The following is a 15,105-nucleotide window of genomic DNA, read 5'->3' as shown; positions in this document are numbered from 1 at the left end:
TTTTTGCCGGGACGAATGATCCCGTTACCGCCGCCGCAGCCCCGTTTCCGCAGCAATATGGGCGCAAAAAAACGCGCGCCGTCCCGAAGGACGGCGCGCGCCGGAGAAAGGAAATGCCGAATCGGCCTTACAGCTTCAGGCGGAGTCCACGCCATAGGTCGCGGGTTCGCCATAGGTGTTGCCGGCATAGCCGATCGCACCGAAATCGATCCCGTAGAGCCGATATTTCTTGTCGAAGATATTCTTGCCCCACAGCGCGAGTTCCGCCCTGGCGCCGTTGAGGTCGATATCGGTCAGCGAGATGCGCCCGTTAACCAGCGAGCGCGGCCCGCTGGCGATCTCGTCATTATAGGGCGTTCCCACGGTGGTCGGGTCTGCGTTATTCATGGGCAATATGTCAGGATGGCTTCCCGGTTATAGCCAGGAAGCCATCGCTCTCAACACAGGTATGGAAGGCTCGATCCGATAAAATCAGATCGTTATCTGCCCTAAGCCTTCACGCTGCCGAACTGCGCCGCGATTTCCTTCACCGCGGCGGCGATGTCGTGACGGCGATAACCCAGCAGCGCCGTTTCGGCGGCATCGGGTTCATAACGGATCCAATTGCCGCGCCCCTGCGGGATTGCCACGTCGGGGAGCAGCGGCTGTTCTGCGTCGCGCTCCTCGAGCTGCACGTCCCGGCCCGCCGCGTCGAAGAACAGCTGGAAATAATCCCGGAACGAGAGATTTTCATCGCCCACCAGATAGGCTTTGCCCGGTTCACCCCGCAGCAGCGCGCCTTCCAGCGCCTCCGACAGCGATTGATAGGACATGAAATTGGTGCCGCCGGTCGGTGCATAGGCTTCGATCGGGATCAGTCCCTCGGCCCATTGCATATAGGGTTCGAAAATCGCGCTGGGCAGGCCCGGCACGGTGCCCACCATGAAGGGGGCATTGACGCTGATCACGTCGAAACCGGGCCGCCCCTGCGCCCGCGCGCCTTCGCAGGCGGCGAGGCGCGAACGGATATAGGCATTGCCCGCCAGCAGTTCCGGCGCGGCCTGCGGATAGAAGCTGCCCAACTGGATCGCACGCTTCACCCCCGCCTCGCGGCAGGCGGCGAACAGGGCGGGCACGGCCTCATGATTGGCCTTCAGCAGAAAGGCATCGAAATCGCTGTCCTGCGGCACATGGCGCGGATCGTTGCCCGCCGCGAAGATCACCCAATCGAAGCCCTTCAGGCGGTCGGCGGTGAAATCGCCAGCGACATAGTCGCCCTGCAAAAACGGCATCTTCGCCATGGGCGTCGCGGGGTTGGGGGCGTTGCGGCCCGCAATGCTGACCTCATGGCCCTGCGCCGCCATATGAATCGCCGCATGGCCGCCCAAAGCGCCCGTGCCGCCGATGACCAGCAGTTTCATGCCTCTATTTCCTTTCCTGAACGGATGGCGGCGATGCGGTCCTTACCATGCATCGCTTCGACCATTGGGGTGAGATCGGGGCTGCGGCGCAGATGGTTGCCGCCGTCGACGGACAGGCACTCGCCCGTCATCCACCGGCTGCCCGGCCCCGCGAGAAAGCGCACGACTTCGGCGATGTCCTCCGGCTCGCCCAGCCGCCCGAGCGGATATTCGGGCAGGAACTGATCGGCCGATCCCGGCGTCGTGAACAGGGCGCCCGTGCTTTCGGCGCGGGTCAGGCCGGGGCGCACCGCATTGATGCGGATGCCGGCGCTGCCCAGTTCGTCCGCCGCTGCGCGTACCAGCGCCTCCACCGCGCCCTTGGCGATGTGATAGGCGCTCAGATAAGGGAAGGTGAGCGGCGCGGAACTGGACGAGGTGCAGATGATCGATCCGCCGGGCCGCATCAGCGGAACGCCGTGCCGGACCACGAAAAAGGCGGTCATCAGGTTGATTTCGACTGTCCGTCGCAAGGCGTCGGCATCCAGCATCATCAGCGGCGTGAAATCGCCGCTGCCGACCGTTGCGAACAGGATGTCCAATTGTCCGGCCCATCCCTGCGCCTGGATGAGCGCCTGTTTCACCGCGGCCTCATCGGCACAATCGCCGGTGATGGTGAGGATATCCGCCTCCGGGACGGTCGCCACGATCGCCGCCCGCGTCGCGGCCAGTCCTTCTTCCCGCCGCGCCATCAGCGCCAGCCGGGCTCCGTCCCTGGCCATGGCGATGGCCGACGCCGTCGCAATCGCCCCGGTGGCGCCGGTGATGAAGGCGGTTTGTCCTGTCAGCACGCTCATGCGCCCACCCCCAGGGTGACGGGCCGCGTTTCCGTCCAGTCGACGATCAGCCGTCGCCGCGTGAATTGCCAGTCGTTCCCCTCACGCCGCCATTCATCCTGATAGCGGATCGCCCAGACGAGGATGGTATCATCATTGTTGAGCAGATGGTCTGCGGTGCAATAGGTTTCGCCTGTCGCCCGGTCGCCATCGATGATGACGGTCTGCTGGTGGACCCGATGCTGCGTAGCGCGAAACATGGTCCCCAGCGCGTCCAGCGAAGGCAGGCAATTGTCCCGTCCTTCGCTGGTGAAGCCGGGACCTTCGATCACGCAATCCTCGGCCAGCACCTGCCGCCACAGTGCCTTGTCGCGCCGGTCAGCGCCGGCCGCATAAATCTCGGCCGTCCGCCGCAACAGGTTTTGATCGATCAGCGACTGGATAGCGTCGGACATGGAAACGCCCCTTTTTCAAAGCAAATTCAGACCAGTTCGGCGATCGGCGGGAAGGCCGACAGCAGAGCGGCGTCCACCGCCTGCACCTGACCGTTGATCCCCGCCGAGCGACGACCGAGCAGGAACAGCGCGACTTCCGCGATCTGCTGCGCCGTGAGCGCCCCGCGATAGGCCGGATCGGCCAGGCTTTCCGGGTCGTCGATCGTCTCGATCCCGCCATTGCCGGTCATCGCGGTCAGTACCATGCCGGGGCTGATGGCATTGATCCGGGCGCCCCGGGCGGCAAAGGCTGCCGCCGAGGAACGGACCAGACCCACCAGTCCATGTTTCGACACGGAATAGGCGGCCGCCTCGGCAAAGCCGATCATCCCGGCCAGCGACGCCGTCACCACGCAGGCGCCGCCGGGCCGCAGTCGCGCCCGCGCCTGTTGCACGCCCATGAACGTGCCGCGCAGATTGACCCCGATCAGCCGGTCGAAAATATCGAGCGTCACCTCCTCCAGCGGTACATAGGGTTGAAGCGTACCCGCGTTCAGAAAAGCCGCGTCGATGCCGCCGAACCGGCTTTCGGCCAGGTCGAACATCGCGCGGTTATCCTCTTCCCGCGCAATGTCGGCCTGGATCGCGACGGCTTGTCCGCCGCGCCCCGCGATCAGTTCGACGGTGCGTTCCGCGCCGGCCAGGTCGATGTCGGCCACGACGACGCGCGCGCCTTCCATCGCCAGCCGCTGGCAGGCGGCGCGGCCGATGCCCGACCCGCCACCCGTTACCAACGCGACCTTATCGGAGAACAGGTTGCTCATTCTGCCGCTTCCAGCTTCGTGCGGAAATGGGGAATGACCTTGGCACCGATATTACGGATCGTCTCCATGATCGCGGCATGCGGCACCGTGCCCATCTGGAACAGGAACAACACTTCGTCGGCGCCCGCTTCCTGCAGACGCGTCACATAGCGGATGCAGTCGTCGGCATTGCCATAGGCATCCTGCGCGACCGAATAGTTGCTGACATGCTCGTCACCGATGGGGATGTGCTCCTCCGACAGATAGGCGACGATCTGTTCCTTGCCCTTCTCCAGTGCGGCTTCCTGTTCTTCGGCGCTCAGATAGTCGATGCTCGGCTTGGGGCCGCCCTGATACCAGTGGGCGATGGCTTCGGCGAAGAAGCGCTGGCCACGCAGACCGATCCGGCGGGCTTCCTCGCGGTCGTCCAGCACGCAGGCGGCGCAGAAGGCGGCCAGATGCTCGGTGGGCACGAGACCGACCTGATCCTCTTGCTTGCGGTTGCGGAAATTCTCACGGTAGATCGCATTCTTGCGCGCGATTTCCTCCGGCCCGGAAAAGCCGAGCACCAGAGCGCCAATGCCGCGCTTGCCCGCCAGTTCCAGCGTGGCTTCGCGGGTGCAGGCATAATAAAGCGGCGGATGCGGGTTCTGCAGCGGCTTGGGATGGATCGGGCGGCGCGGGATCTGAATATATTTCCCGTCATGCTCGATCTCGTCCTGCGTCATGATCTTGGGGATCAGATACATGGACTCATCGATCATCGGTTGCAGCTCGGCAAGGTCATAGCCGAAGGTGCCCGCTTCCTGCTGGGTCCCGCCCTTGCCCATGCCGAAATGGACGCGCCCGCCCGACAGTATGTCCAGCGTCGCGATGCGCTCGGCCACCTTCACCGGATGATTCATCGCGGGCGGCAGGCAGACGACGCCATGGCCGATGCCGATGCGCTTCGTCCGCCCCGCCAGATAGGCCAGCATGGTTTCGGGTGCCGACATATGGGCATATTGGGTCAGCGCGGTATGCTCGACGCACCACACATTGTCGAAGCCGACTTCTTCAGCCAGTTCCACCTGCTCGACGATCTCATTGAAGCAGCGGACCTCGGATTCCGGGGATGGGTCGGCCATCTGCGCTTCGTAGATGATGGAAAATTTCATCGTCTCTCCTCGCTTTTTAATTGTTCGCACCGAACTTATCTGCGGTGGTCCATCGGGCATCGTCTGTTTGGACTAGCTGCCTGAAACTGGTACGTGAATTTAGGATTCAAAAGCGAAGATGGCAACATTTTGCGCAGGAAAATTGTTGCCGATGTCCGCGATTATCCCTCAAAGCTGATCCCATTGCCGCTGATCATCGGCGTTACGGTCCATTGGCCGTCCGGGGTCTGCATCCATCCCGCCGCGGCCAATGCGCCGCCATCGACATGGATCGTCGTACCCGTCACCCAGGATGCGAGCGGGCTGGCCAGATAGAGCGCGGCCCCGGCGCAATCTTCCGGCCGGCCGAAGCGGCCGAGCGGGATCCACTTGTCCATATGCGCCCGGTTCCGGGGCGGAATCATATAGTCCAGCGGCACCTGCGGCGTATCGGTCGTCTCCGGCGCGACCGCATTGATGCGGATTCCGGCGGGCGCCAGTTCCAGGGCCAAGCTCTGGGTAAGCCCCGTGACCGCTGCCTTGGCCGCGCCGTAGACCGCGCAATTGGGAATGCCGCGAAACGCTTCGATGGCGGTGATGCTGACGATACTCGACCCCGGCGCGGCAGCGCGCAGCAGGGGGAGCATGGCGCGCGTCACCCGCATGACCTGACCGAAATTGATTTCGACGATGGCATCCGTTTCCTCGTCGCTCAGTTCCTCGAACGGTTTCGTGTGGACGAAATGACCAACATTGTTGACAAGCACGTCGAGCTTGCCGTCCCATGCGCGCAGTTTCTCCGCGAACGCGCGGACCTCAGCGGGCTGCGTCACGTCGCAATGGACGGCCAGCGCCTGCGGATGGGCTTGGGCAAAGGCCGCGCATTGTGCTTCGTCGATCTCTGCAATGGCGACGCGGGCGCCTGCTTCGACAAAGGCTTTGGCGCAGGCGAGTCCGATACCCGATCCCCCGCCCGTGACCAATACGCTCTTATCGGTGAAATCCATGCGTCACTCTCCCATTATCGGTTGGTTGCTCACTCGATCTGTCGGCGGCCGATCCTCTTATCGTTGAGAGGAAATATTGCCTCCATCCACGACGATCTCGGCAGCGGTGATGTAGCTTGCCTCATCCGAAAGCAGGAAACGGACCACGCGGCCGATCTCTTCGGGCTCCCCGATCCGTTCCAGCAGGATGCGCTGCTCGAAATGCCCCTGAGGCAGGGCATTGATGGCGGGCGTCATCATGGGTGTCACGATCTGCCCTGGCGACACCGCGTTGATGCGGATGCCGTCCCGTCCCAGCCGGTCCGCCAGCGAGCGCACGAGCGACAGGACGCCCCCTTTCGCGGCCGTGTAAATGGGATTGATCGCATTGCCCAGCGTCGCGTTGATCGACGCGGTCGCCACCATGGCGGAGCCGGGCTGGCGCTTCATATCCTCCAGGAAAGCCTGCAACAGCAGCACGATGGGGCGCAGATGGACGTTCATCCCGTCGTCCCAGCTTTGCAGCGTGATGCCGTCGAGCGAGGCGGTGTCGACGATCCCCGCGCAGTGGACGAGGCCGCCGATGGAGGGCAGGGCGGCCCGCGTCCGCTCGGCGGCCCCGGCGATCGCCTGAGGATCGCGCACATCGACACCCATGCCGGTGCAGGGCGTGCCGGTTTCTCGCCGTACGGCTTGCGCGGCCTCGACAGCCCGTCCTTCATGGATATCCCAGATTACGACCGGCCGCCCGACGCTGGCGAGCGCCCGGGCGGAGGCCAGGCCGATTCCCGACGCGCCGCCTGTGATCACGACGCCCGTGCCGGGAAGAGAGAGGCGCGATTGTAGATCTTTGCTCACAATTCGCTCTCCCTATCCTTGTTCTTTTGCCGCTGCTTAACCCAGATCGCGTAGCGCGGTGCGAAGCACCTTGCCGCCGGCATTGCGGGGCAGGGCATCGACGAAGGCGATCCGGCGAGGCACTTTGTAATTGGCCATATTCTCGCGTGCCCAGCCAATGATCGCGATCTCGTCCGCCTGCTGGCCCGGGCGCAGCACGACGAAGGCCTTGCCGATCTCGCCCAAGCGCTCGTCGGGCACGCCGATAACCGCCGCCATTTCGATGGCGGGATGGGCGGCAAGCAGCTTTTCGATCTCGGCGGGGTAGCAGTTGAATCCGCCGGAAATATACATGTCCTTCTTGCGGTCGGTGATGGCGAGATAGCCGCGCGCGTCGATGGTACCGATATCGCCGGTATGCAGCCAGCCGTCCGCATCGATGGCCTCCGCCGTCGCCTGCGGATTGTCCAGATAGCCCTTCATCACCGAATGGCCGCGCACCCAGAATTCGCCCGCCTGTCCCGTCGGGACATCGCGGCCTTCCTCATCGACGCAGCGCACTTCCAGGCCGGGCATCGGCAGGCCGCAGCTATGCGCGACCGTTTCGGCATCGTCGCCCTGACAGGTCATGGCGATGGAGCCGCATTCGGTCATGCCGTAGCCGTTGACGATGTTCGACATGCCAAGTTCGTTGCGCATCCGTTCGACCAGCGCCGGCGCGACCGGCGCCGCGCCCGTCACGGCGACCCGCAGGGAGGAGAAGTCGCGGGGCTTGTCCCCGGCCAGTTCCTGCAGCAGCGTCAGATAGATGGTCGGCGGTCCGGGGATGAAGTTGATCCGGTTCTGCTCAATCTGCCGCACCATTTCGGCACCGTCGAAGGTCGCCATCGGCACGATGGTCGCGCCGCGCGTGAAGCATGTTACCCAGCCTGCCTTGTAGCCGAAGGTGTGGAAGAAGGGATTGACGATGAGATAATTATCGCCCTCGCGCAGGTCGACGCGCACCGACCAGTCGCCGAACGTCTGCACAACCTGTCGGTGCGAAGTCAATGCGCCCTTGGGCCGGCCGGTCGTGCCGGAGGTGAAGATGATGTCGCTGATGTCGTCGCCGGACAGGCGCGCATACGCCTCATCGACCGCCGGATCCCCCGCGCCCTTGCCGCGCGTCAGGAAATGGTCGAACCCGTGATCGGTGCGGATGATCTCCTGCAGATCGGGCAGCTCTTCTCCGGCCAGAAGCGTCGCATAATCGACGCCCAGGAAATCCTGCGGCGCGAACAGCAGCTTGACCCGGCTGCGGCGCAGGATGTCGGCGGCTTCCTGCCCCTTGAAGCGGGTGTTCAGGGGGATGATGGCGGCGCCCACGATATGGGCGCCCAGCGCCGCGAGAATCCACGCCCGGCAGTTGGGGGCCCAGATGCCGACGCGGTCGCCATGACCGACGCCGTGGCTGAGCATGGCGGATGCGGAGGCCCGCGCGTCGGCCCAGATGTCGGCGAAGGTCCAACGCTCATCGCCTTCGATCAGGCCGATGATGGCAGGCCAGCGTTCCGCCGCCGCCTTCGCGGCGGCGGGGATGGTTTCGGGCCATGTTCCCATGGTTTCGGTCATTGGCCGCGCGGCTCCCTTGGCAGTCCGAGCCCGCGCTCGGCGATGATGTTGCGTTGAATCTGATCGGTTCCGGCATAGATGGTGTCGGACCGGCTCATCAGATACATGGTGGTAAGACCGTCGAAGCGTTCTTCGTCGAGGCCGACTTCGCCCTCCTGCCCCAGCACGTCCATGGCAAGTTCGCCCAGCGCCTTGTGCCATTGCGACCAGTAGAGCTTATAGGTGTATGCGGCGCCGGACAGGGTCTCGCCCTCGTCGGACAGCATGCGCAGGCCGTTATAGCGCATGATCTTGAGACCCGCATGGGCATGGGCGATCCGCTGGCGGATCAGCGCATCCCCGGCCTTGCCGTTCGCCTTGGCAGCGGCGATGATCTCGTCCAGTTCGTTGCGGAAATGCATCTGCTGGGCGAGGGTGGACACGCCGCGCTCGAAGCCCAGCAGTGCCATCGCCACCTGCCAGCCGTCGCCCTCCGCACCGATGCGGTCGATGGCCAGTGCCTCCGCGCCGTCGAAGAAGACTTCGGCAAATTCGGCCTCGCCGGTCATCTGGCGGATCGGACGCGGCGTGACGCCCGGCTGGTCCATCGGCACCATCAGGAAGGACAGGCCCTTATTGCCCACGCTGCCCAGCTCGGTACGCGCGACGACGAAACACCAGTCGGCGACCATGCCCATGGACGTCCAGATCTTCTGCCCGTCGATGATATATTTATCGCCTTCTGCCCGCGCCTTGGTCTTGACGTTGGCAAGGTCGGACCCCGCACCCGGCTCCGAATAGCCTTGGCACCAGATCGCCCGGCCATGGGCGATGTCGGGCAGAAAGCGCGCCTTCTGCTCCTCCGTGCCGAGCGCCAGCAGCGTCGGCCCGAGCAGTTCGACGCCCAGATGACCGAGGCGGGGAGGGGCCTTGGCCCGCGCATATTCCTCCGCGAAGATCACCTGCTGCGCGATGGAGGCGTCCCGCCCGCCCCATTGCTCCGGCCAGCCGACGACGCTCCACCGCGCCTCGCCCAGCGCGGCTTCCCACGCGCGGCGTTCCTCGACATTGTCGGTCTGGTTGGTCTGGCCGCGAACCCCTTTGAAGGGGCCGCTAAGCTGGCTGTTCAGCCAGTCGGCGGCCTCTTCGCGAAAGGTTTTCAGTTCAGGGGCGAAGGCAAGTTGCATGGATCAGGCGACCTCGAACAGACCGGCTGCGCCCATGCCGCCCGCGACGCACATCGACACGACGACATATTTGACGCCCCGGCGCTTGCCCTCGATCAGCGCATGGCCGACCAGACGCGATCCGGTCATGCCGAAGGGATGGCCGATGGCGATGCCGCCGCCGTTGACGTTCAGCTTTTCCGGGTCGATGCCCAGCTTCTGCTGGCAATAGACGGCTTGCGACGCGAAGGCTTCGTTGATTTCGAACAGGCCGATATCGTCGATCTTCAGGCCCGCGCGGTCGAGCAGCTTGGGGATGGCGAAGACCGGGCCGATGCCCATTTCATCCGCGCCGCAGCCCGCAACCTGGAAACCGCGATAGACGCCCAGGATCGGCCGCCCTTCCTTCTGCGCGGTGGCGAGGTCCATGACGACCTGCGCCGACGCACCATCGGACAGCTGGCTGGCGTTGCCCGCCGTCACATGCTTGCCTTCCTGGATGACCTGGCCGTTCTTGAACACGGGCTTCAGGCCGGCGAGCGCCTCATAGGTGGTGCCTGCGCGGATGCCCTCATCCTTGGCCAGCGTCACCTCTTCCTTGCCGGTCTCATTGCCTTCCTTGTCGAGCAGCGCCTTGGTGACGGTGATAGGCACGATTTCGGCATCGAAGCGCCCGGCTTCCTGCGCGGCGGCGGCGCGCTGCTGCGACAGGGCGGCGAAGCGGTCCTGATCCTCGCGGCTGACGCCATAGCGTTCGGCGACGATCTCAGCCGTCTCGATCATCACCATATAGGCATAGGGGTCCTGCGCCTTGATGAATTCGGACCGATTGCGGAAGGTCGGCGCATGCTTGTTGATGGTCAGCGAGATGCTTTCCATGCCCCCGGCCACGGCGACGTCGATCTCGTCGCACATGATGCCGCGCGCGGCGAGCGCGATGGCATTGAGGCCCGAGGAGCATTTGCGGTCGAGCGTGAAACCGGCGGTCGTGACGGGCAGCACCGAACCATGGACGGTCAGGCGGCCCAGATTGTAGCTTTGGGTGTTCCAGTGGTTGCCGACGCCCAGATACACGTCGTCGACGCGCGCCGGGTCGATGCCCGCGCGTTCGATCGCGGCATTGACGACATGGGACGACAGGACCGGCGCCTCGGTATCGTTGAACGCGCCGCGATACGCCTTGCCGACGCCGGTGCGGGCGGTGGAGATGATGGCTGCTTCACGCATGGGGAAATCCTCGCTCAAAAACCTTGCATGTTGGTCGGGCCGAAAAAGGCCCGCATTTCGATCACTTCATTCGCTTCGTTGAAGCGGAAGGTGTCGATGACATCGATGCGCTTGGGGCCGTCATAGTTCAGATGAACGCTGAAGGGGAAAGCCGCATACTCCGCCGTGACGCGCACCGGGCCTTCCAGGGTCAGCTTGGCGCCGGTCTTCATGGATTCGGCATAGAAGGCGCGGATCGCTTCACGACCCTTGTGGGGCGGGCTGCCAATGGGGTCCTCGACCGTCGCATCCGCCGCGAACAGCGCGGCGACCTGATCGGGACTGCCTGCCTCGAACGCGGCGACATAGGCGTGGACGGTAGCTTCCATCTTGGCGGGATCGGGCATTTGGCTCACTCCGGGAAATAGCGGTTGATGGTGTCGACGATGCAGGCGGGCTTGTCCTGGCCGTCGATTTCCACGGTGACGCGGATCACGGCCTGGATGGCGCCGCCCTTCACCTCCTCCACCGACACGATCTCGCCGGTGCCGCGAATGCGCGAGCCGACGAGCACGGGCGCGAGGAAGCGCGTGCGGTCCATGCCGACATTGATGCCCGCGGAAAAGCCGCGCACATCGACGATCTGCGGCAGGAACAGGTTGACCAGGCTGAGCGTCAGATAGCCATGCGCCACCGTGGCGCCGAACGGCCCGTCCTTGGCGCGGACGGGATCGACATGGATCCACTGATGATCGCCGGTGCAGTCCGCGAAGGCGTCGATGCGATCCTGCTCGATCGTCAGCCATTCGGAAACGTCGAGCTTTGCGCCGTCCTGACCCAGCAGGTCGCGCGGATTGTTGAAGACCACCGCCATGGATCAGGCCCTCTGGCTGGAGACGGAGACGATTTCGCCCGTCATGTAGGAGGACAGTTCGCTCGCCAGGAACATCATGACGTTGGCGATTTCCCACACTTCGGCGGGGCGCTTGAACGCTTCCTTCTCGACCAGCAGGTCCAGCGTTTCCTGCGTCGTCACCTTGGCGAGGAAAGGATGCATGGCGAGCGACGGCGCGACGGCGTTGATGCGCACGCCATGTTCGGCCGCTTCGATGGCGGAGCAGCGGGTGAAGGCCATGACGCCCGCCTTGGCGGCGGCATAGTGGGCCTGCCCCTTTTGCGCGCGCCAGCCCAGGACCGAGGCGTTGTTGACCATGACGCCCGACTTGTTGGCATACATGTGCGGCAGGAAGGCGCGGGTCATGCGGAACAGGCTGGTCAGCGTGACGTCGAACACGCGGTTCCACTGGTCGTCGGTCATGTCCACAATGTCGACCTCGCCGCCCAGACCCGCATTGTTGATGAGCACATCCACCTTGCCCAGCGCGGCCAGCGACGCGTCGCGCAGCGCCTGCACGGCTTCTTCGCTGGTCACGTCGCAGACGAAGGTCGCTGGCCGTTCCACGCCCGCTTCATCGGCGATCCGGTCGGCCGCTTCGCCCAGACGGCGCTCGTGGAAATCGCTGATCAGCAGCTTCGCGCCTTCCTCGGCGGCGCGCTTGGCGGCGGAAAAGCCGATGCCGGTGCCCGCAGCAGCCGTCACGACGACCGTCTTGCCCGTCAGCAGGCCGCGCGGAGTGGGATAGGGCGGAACGGGGGAAGTCGGGGTCATGCTGCGTCCTTGCTAGTTGCGGGCGTCGGTTCGGCCCGGTCGAGTTGGGCGTCCACCGCCAGCACGATCTTGCCGCGCACATGGCCCTCGCGAACGCGGGCCATGGCTGCGGCAGCATCGGCCAGCGGCAGCAGTTCAAAAGGCGGCGGCGCCATGGCGCCTGCGTCAATAGCCGTCACCAGAGCGGCGAGATGCTCGCCCAGCCGCTCGAAACTGGCGGAGGCGCGGATGGCGCTGATGTCCCGCGCGGCGAAGCGAGCCGTGTCGGGCAGCGCCTCCTGCGGCAACATGGTTTCAATGGCGACATAACGGCCGCCGGGCCGGATCAGCGCGGCCGGATCGGAAAGGCTGCCCTGACCCACCGTGTCGAGGACAAGGTCTACGCCCTCGGCCGCCCATTCGGCGATCTTTCCGGCGACATCTTCGTTGCGATAGTCGATCGGCAGGTCGACGCCGAGCGATCTCAGCAGATCCTGATTGGCCGCACCGGCCGTCGCGGCGACGATGGCTCCTGCGGCCTTGGCGATCTGGATAGCGAACAGGCCGGTTCCGCCCGATCCGCCGTTGATCAGCACGCGCTCGCCTGCCTTCAGCTGGCCTTGGGTCAGCAGCGCCTCGCGCGCGGAAATTCCGGCCACGGGAATAGTGGCGGCAGCGGCGAAGGAAAGGCCGGCGGGCAGCTTCACGGCATGGGCGACGGGGCAGATCGCATAGTCGGCCCATGTGCCCCCGCGCCCGAGCGGCAGCCCGGACATGAAGGCGACGCGGTCGCCTACGGCCATATCGGTCACGCCGTCGCCCAGTGCGACCACCGTGCCCGTGCCGTCAAATCCGGGCACCAGAGGCAGGAAAGCGTCGGGCAGGAAAGGCAGGAAGCCCGCGCAGGCCTTCCAGTCCGCCGGATTGACGCCGACCGCCGCCACCTTGACCAGCATCTCATGGGATTGCGGCGCGGGGACGGGCAGGGACTGGCGGCGAATCGCCTCCGGTCCGGCAAAGCCGTCCATCGCCATGGCATCCATGGTGGAAGGAAGGGCGTCGCCTGTCATGCGGCCGCCTTCTCGTCGGTCGGAGCATCGCCGTCCAGCAGCAGCTTCGCCAGCGCCTCCCGATGGGAATCCGGCGACCCCAGCCAGCTGGCCGTGGCGCGGGCGCGCTTGAAATAAAGATGGGCGTGATGTTCCCAGGTGAAGCCGATGCCGCCGTGGAGCTGGATCGCGTCGCCGCTGATCGACCGATAGGCGTCGGACGCATAGCCGCGCGCGATATGGCAGGCTTCGGCCAGTTCCTCGCCATCCTCATCAATGGCGGCGGCGGCATAATAAGCGGCCGAGCGCGACGCCTCGACCAGCAGCATCATGTCCGCCAGCATATGCTTGTACGCCTGGAATGAGCCGATCAGACGCCCGAACTGCATGCGCTGCTTCGCGTAGTCGACGGTGGCGTCGAGGCTATAGTGCGCGCCCCCCGTCTGTTCGGCGGCGAGCAGGCCCGCGCCGATGGCAAGGGTGCGGGCAATGGCGGCCCTTGCGCCACCCACCTCGCCCAGCACCATGTCGGGCGTCACCGCGCAGTCGAAGGTCAGTGTGGCGAAGCGGCGCGTGCGGTCCAGACCGGGCAGCGCCTCGACCGAAAGGCCGGGCGTCCCTGCTTCCAGCACGACCAGACTGTCATCCGCCGTGGCGACGACGATCAGCTGCGCGATATGACCGAAGGTCACGAAACCGGCCGTGCCGGTCAGACGGCCGTTCGACAGGGTCGGCCGGTCGGCGGTTCCGGCGAAGCAGGCCGCCGTCCCGGACGCCAGACGGGGAAGGAGGCTTTGCTTCTGCTCGGCCGACCCGGCCGCCAGCACGGCCTGAACGGCCAGCACCGCCGTTTCGAAAAAGGGCACGGGCGCCAGCACGCGGCCCGTTTCCTCCAGTACCAGCGCCATTTCCACCGCGCCCAGCCCCAGCCCGCCATAGGCCTCCGGCACCATCAGCCCGGCAAAACCCATCTCACCGGCGAGGCTCCGCCACAGGCTTTCGTCGAAGCCCGTGGCGCCTTCGACCACGGCGCGGATCAGGTCCGGGTTGGCGGCGTCGGTCAGGAAGTCGTGCGCGGCCTCCTGAATGGCGCGCTGGTCATCGCTGAGCGCGAAATCCATCAGGCGGCTCCGTAGACCGGCTTGGCGGGTTCGCGCGTGGTCAGCAGCTTGCGGACGATGCCGTCCATCTCGCTCGCTTCGATGCGGGCGCCCTTGTCGAAGGCGGGGCTGTCGGTCCAGCCTTGCGACAGGAAAACTTGGCCGCCCTTCAGTTCGAATACCTGGCCGGTCACGCCCTTCGACTGTTCGGACACCAGATAGGCGACCAGCGGGGCCATGTTCTCGGGCGCGAACAGGTCGAATTCGCCTTCCTTCACGTCCATGTCGAACGCGCCGGTGTCGGTCATCCGGGTACGGGCATTGGGGGCCAGCGCGTTGGCGGTGACGCCCAGGCGGGCGAGTTCGGCCGCCTGCACCAGCGTCAGCGACGCGATGCCGCCCTTGGCCGTCGAATAGGCCGACTGGCCGATCGATCCCTGAAGACCCGCGCCGCTGGTCGTGTTGATGATGCGGGCGTCGACGGGATTGCCCGCCTTGCTCTGCGCGCGCCAATATTCGGCGGCGTGGCGGCTGGTGCAGAAATGGCCGCGCAGATGGACGCGGATCACCGCATCCCATTCCTCGGGCGAGCAGGTGAAGAACATGCGGTCACGCACGAAACCGGCATTGTTGACCACCGCATGCAGCGTACCGAAGCTGTCCAGCGCCTGCTCGACCATGCGCTTGCCCGCATCCCAGTCAGCCACGTCGTCGGTGTTGGCGACAGCCTCGCCGCCCATGGCGCGAATCTCGTCCACCACCTGTTCGGCCGCGCCCTTGGTCAGCCCGGCCTCACCATGGGTGCCGACGCCCAGGTCGTTGACCACGACCTTGCAGCCCTCCGCCGCCAGACCCAGCGCATAGGCCTTGCCCAGGCCATTGCCGGCCCCGGTCACGATCGCAACACGTCCTTCGCAGATACCCACTTCTTTACT

Annotated in this window: 17 protein-coding genes; all 17 read right to left on the bottom strand. The window is 65.3% G+C overall.

What is annotated here, in order from left to right; genetic code table 11:
* Positions 1–135: 135 nt before the first annotated feature.
* A complete protein-coding gene (locus F7P65_RS18285; protein WP_150294285.1) occupies positions 136–387 on the bottom strand; it encodes a hypothetical protein in 252 nt (83 codons plus the stop codon).
* Between the two features lie 101 nt (positions 388–488).
* Entirely contained in the window at positions 489–1,400 is a 912-nt protein-coding gene (locus F7P65_RS18280; protein ID WP_150294283.1) for an NAD-dependent epimerase/dehydratase family protein, read from the bottom strand.
* Positions 1,397–2,236 carry an SDR family NAD(P)-dependent oxidoreductase gene (locus tag F7P65_RS18275; protein WP_150294281.1) on the bottom strand — a complete coding sequence of 280 codons (840 nt, stop codon included), beginning with the start codon at positions 2,234–2,236 and terminating at the stop codon, positions 1,397–1,399. Before F7P65_RS18275 ends, F7P65_RS18280 begins: the two co-directional genes overlap by 4 nt.
* Positions 2,233–2,670 (bottom strand): nuclear transport factor 2 family protein, encoded by a 438-nt coding sequence (locus tag F7P65_RS18270; RefSeq protein ID WP_150294279.1) that lies wholly within the window; start codon positions 2,668–2,670, stop codon positions 2,233–2,235. The genes F7P65_RS18275 and F7P65_RS18270 overlap by 4 nt, the downstream gene beginning before the upstream one ends.
* 26 nt (positions 2,671–2,696) lie before the next feature.
* The gene (locus tag F7P65_RS18265) at positions 2,697–3,473 is read right to left on the bottom strand and encodes an SDR family NAD(P)-dependent oxidoreductase (RefSeq protein WP_150294277.1); all 777 of its coding nucleotides are present in this window, start codon (positions 3,471–3,473) and stop codon (positions 2,697–2,699) included.
* Positions 3,470–4,609 carry an LLM class flavin-dependent oxidoreductase gene (locus F7P65_RS18260; protein ID WP_150294275.1) on the bottom strand — a complete coding sequence of 380 codons (1,140 nt, stop codon included), beginning with the start codon at positions 4,607–4,609 and terminating at the stop codon, positions 3,470–3,472. Before F7P65_RS18260 ends, F7P65_RS18265 begins: the two co-directional genes overlap by 4 nt.
* A gap of 161 nt (positions 4,610–4,770) precedes the next feature.
* Positions 4,771–5,595 carry an SDR family NAD(P)-dependent oxidoreductase gene (locus tag F7P65_RS18255; RefSeq protein ID WP_150294273.1) on the bottom strand — a complete coding sequence of 275 codons (825 nt, stop codon included), beginning with the start codon at positions 5,593–5,595 and terminating at the stop codon, positions 4,771–4,773.
* A gap of 57 nt (positions 5,596–5,652) precedes the next feature.
* Positions 5,653–6,432 (bottom strand): SDR family NAD(P)-dependent oxidoreductase, encoded by a 780-nt coding sequence (locus F7P65_RS18250; RefSeq protein WP_205452153.1) that lies wholly within the window; start codon positions 6,430–6,432, stop codon positions 5,653–5,655.
* A 36-nt stretch (positions 6,433–6,468) separates the two neighbouring features.
* Positions 6,469–8,022: a FadD3 family acyl-CoA ligase gene (locus F7P65_RS18245; protein WP_240334381.1), complete on the bottom strand. Its 1,554-nt coding sequence runs from the start codon at positions 8,020–8,022 to the stop codon at positions 6,469–6,471.
* A complete protein-coding gene (locus F7P65_RS18240; protein WP_150294269.1) occupies positions 8,019–9,188 on the bottom strand; it encodes an acyl-CoA dehydrogenase family protein in 1,170 nt (389 codons plus the stop codon). The genes F7P65_RS18245 and F7P65_RS18240 overlap by 4 nt, the downstream gene beginning before the upstream one ends.
* A 3-nt stretch (positions 9,189–9,191) precedes the next feature.
* Positions 9,192–10,394 carry an acetyl-CoA C-acyltransferase gene (locus tag F7P65_RS18235; protein ID WP_150294267.1) on the bottom strand — a complete coding sequence of 401 codons (1,203 nt, stop codon included), beginning with the start codon at positions 10,392–10,394 and terminating at the stop codon, positions 9,192–9,194.
* Positions 10,395–10,408: 14 nt separating this feature from the next.
* A complete protein-coding gene (locus tag F7P65_RS18230; protein WP_150294264.1) occupies positions 10,409–10,780 on the bottom strand; it encodes a nuclear transport factor 2 family protein in 372 nt (123 codons plus the stop codon).
* Between the two features lie 5 nt (positions 10,781–10,785).
* The gene (locus F7P65_RS18225) at positions 10,786–11,247 is read right to left on the bottom strand and encodes a MaoC family dehydratase (protein ID WP_150294262.1); all 462 of its coding nucleotides are present in this window, start codon (positions 11,245–11,247) and stop codon (positions 10,786–10,788) included.
* A gap of 3 nt (positions 11,248–11,250) precedes the next feature.
* Complete coding sequence (locus F7P65_RS18220; RefSeq protein WP_150294259.1) at positions 11,251–12,042, bottom strand: SDR family oxidoreductase; 792 nt, start codon at positions 12,040–12,042, stop codon at positions 11,251–11,253.
* Positions 12,039–13,091 carry an NADP-dependent oxidoreductase gene (locus F7P65_RS18215; protein WP_150294257.1) on the bottom strand — a complete coding sequence of 351 codons (1,053 nt, stop codon included), beginning with the start codon at positions 13,089–13,091 and terminating at the stop codon, positions 12,039–12,041. Before F7P65_RS18215 ends, F7P65_RS18220 begins: the two co-directional genes overlap by 4 nt.
* Positions 13,088–14,191, bottom strand: coding sequence for an acyl-CoA dehydrogenase family protein (locus tag F7P65_RS18210; RefSeq protein WP_150294255.1), 1,104 nt, complete (start codon positions 14,189–14,191; stop codon positions 13,088–13,090). The genes F7P65_RS18215 and F7P65_RS18210 overlap by 4 nt, the downstream gene beginning before the upstream one ends.
* A complete protein-coding gene (locus F7P65_RS18205) occupies positions 14,191–15,096 on the bottom strand; it encodes an SDR family oxidoreductase (RefSeq protein ID WP_150294253.1) in 906 nt (301 codons plus the stop codon). The genes F7P65_RS18210 and F7P65_RS18205 overlap by 1 nt, the downstream gene beginning before the upstream one ends.
* Positions 15,097–15,105: the final 9 nt, after the last annotated feature.

The organism is Sphingobium estronivorans, from assembly GCF_008692605.1.
GTDB classification, from domain to species: domain Bacteria; phylum Pseudomonadota; class Alphaproteobacteria; order Sphingomonadales; family Sphingomonadaceae; genus Sphingobium; species Sphingobium estronivorans.
The sequence above is the reverse complement of the archived record's forward strand: the minus strand, read 5'-3'. Positions and strand labels throughout refer to the sequence as shown.

Coding starts and splice junctions, on each gene's coding strand:
- F7P65_RS18285 (WP_150294285.1), bottom strand. CDS start 387: ATGAATAACGCAGACCCGACCACCGTGGGAACGCCCTATAATGACGAG.
- F7P65_RS18280 (WP_150294283.1), bottom strand. CDS start 1,400: ATGAAACTGCTGGTCATCGGCGGCACGGGCGCTTTGGGCGGCCATGCG.
- F7P65_RS18275 (WP_150294281.1), bottom strand. CDS start 2,236: ATGAGCGTGCTGACAGGACAAACCGCCTTCATCACCGGCGCCACCGGG.
- F7P65_RS18270 (WP_150294279.1), bottom strand. CDS start 2,670: ATGTCCGACGCTATCCAGTCGCTGATCGATCAAAACCTGTTGCGGCGG.
- F7P65_RS18265 (WP_150294277.1), bottom strand. CDS start 3,473: ATGAGCAACCTGTTCTCCGATAAGGTCGCGTTGGTAACGGGTGGCGGG.
- F7P65_RS18260 (WP_150294275.1), bottom strand. CDS start 4,609: ATGAAATTTTCCATCATCTACGAAGCGCAGATGGCCGACCCATCCCCG.
- F7P65_RS18255 (WP_150294273.1), bottom strand. CDS start 5,595: ATGGATTTCACCGATAAGAGCGTATTGGTCACGGGCGGGGGATCGGGT.
- F7P65_RS18245 (WP_240334381.1), bottom strand. CDS start 8,022: ATGACCGAAACCATGGGAACATGGCCCGAAACCATCCCCGCCGCCGCG.
- F7P65_RS18240 (WP_150294269.1), bottom strand. CDS start 9,188: ATGCAACTTGCCTTCGCCCCTGAACTGAAAACCTTTCGCGAAGAGGCC.
- F7P65_RS18235 (WP_150294267.1), bottom strand. CDS start 10,394: ATGCGTGAAGCAGCCATCATCTCCACCGCCCGCACCGGCGTCGGCAAG.
- F7P65_RS18230 (WP_150294264.1), bottom strand. CDS start 10,780: ATGCCCGATCCCGCCAAGATGGAAGCTACCGTCCACGCCTATGTCGCC.
- F7P65_RS18225 (WP_150294262.1), bottom strand. CDS start 11,247: ATGGCGGTGGTCTTCAACAATCCGCGCGACCTGCTGGGTCAGGACGGC.
- F7P65_RS18220 (WP_150294259.1), bottom strand. CDS start 12,042: ATGACCCCGACTTCCCCCGTTCCGCCCTATCCCACTCCGCGCGGCCTG.
- F7P65_RS18215 (WP_150294257.1), bottom strand. CDS start 13,091: ATGACAGGCGACGCCCTTCCTTCCACCATGGATGCCATGGCGATGGAC.
- F7P65_RS18210 (WP_150294255.1), bottom strand. CDS start 14,191: ATGGATTTCGCGCTCAGCGATGACCAGCGCGCCATTCAGGAGGCCGCG.